At 50.0% G+C, this 1,187-nt stretch carries 2 protein-coding genes; one reads left to right on the forward strand and one right to left on the reverse strand.

What is annotated here, in order from left to right:
- A partial coding sequence (locus tag R7127_RS26540; RefSeq protein WP_411977881.1) for an MGH1-like glycoside hydrolase domain-containing protein occupies positions 1-442 on the forward strand: 442 nt, incomplete at its 5' end.
- 133 nt (positions 443-575) lie between these two features.
- Here R7127_RS26540 and R7127_RS26545 read toward each other — a convergent pair.
- Positions 576-1,088 (reverse strand): O-acetyl-ADP-ribose deacetylase, encoded by a 513-nt coding sequence (locus R7127_RS26545; RefSeq protein ID WP_005391939.1) that lies wholly within the window; start codon positions 1,086-1,088, stop codon positions 576-578.
- Positions 1,089-1,187 lie beyond the last annotated feature (99 nt).

The following is a 1,187-nucleotide window of genomic DNA, read 5'->3' on the forward strand; positions in this document are numbered from 1 at the left end:
GCCGATTGTAGAGCGTGGACGTGGCCCTGAAGGTTGGTCGCCGCTGTTTAATGGTGCAGCAACGCAAGAGCATGCCGATAAAGTGATCGCGGTGATGCGTGATCAAGACGAGTTCAACACGCCAGATAAATTCCAAGGAACGGGTGTGCCTTTGCCGACCGCGTCGCAAACCAACCCTGCTTACGGTAAAGATGTGTACTGGCGTGGTCGTGTGTGGCTAGACCAAGTGTACTTTGGCTTCCGTGCGATGGAAAACTACGGCTACAAAGAAGAAGCGATTGCAATGGCAAATGAGTTGTTTAACAACGCAGAAGGTATGACGGGTGACATGCCAATCCGTGAAAACTACAACCCAGAGACGGGCGCGGTACAAGGTGCGTCGAACTTCTCTTGGTCTGCGGCGCATTTGTACATGATGTACAACGGATTCTTCAAAAACTAGATCGCACACATTAGGCGCTTTGGATGACCCCCCTAGCATTCGTAGCGCTTAACGAACGATAATTCAGTGATAAATAAGACAAACCGGACTGTATTGGCAGTCCGGTTTTTTTATGTCTCTTGTCATACAGATTTCAGTGCTGGGTCAGGGCGTGTTGCCATATCGAAAGCATCTCTTCACTAAACAAGTAAAAGCGCATGTCGAGTGCCGCGTATTCCGGTCTTTGGCAAACGGCCATCGCGACTTCTGCTGCTTCTTGAGGTGGGTAACCATACACTCCGCAAGAAATCGCAGGCAGCGCCACACTTTGGCAGTGGTTGGCGAGCGCGAGATCCAGCGAACGTTGATATGCAGATTCCAACACCGCTTTTGGATCGGCGAATTTATCGTAAATCGGGCCAACGGCATGAATGACGTAACGCGCGTTTAAATTGCCAGCCTCAGTAATGCGTGCGTCACCAAACGGGCATCGAATACCGTCGACATCATCAACGGCATAACACGCATTGATAAGCGCAGGCCCTGCTGCGCGATGAATGGCACCATCGACGCCACCTCCGCCAAGCATTCTCGGGTTTGCTGCATTTACGATGGCATCGACATGTGCGGTGGTGATGTCGCCTTGGACTAACGAGATCGCGTTCATTTTTTTGAGCCTTCTACAATGATGAGAAACAAATGGTCAGTAACACAGTTAAGTGTAGCTTACTCATCAATCACTTGAGGTTTTAACTCGACGACATTT

It is taken from the genome of Vibrio sp. 1159, from assembly GCF_033340395.1.
Taxonomy (GTDB): domain Bacteria; phylum Pseudomonadota; class Gammaproteobacteria; order Enterobacterales; family Vibrionaceae; genus Vibrio; species Vibrio alginolyticus.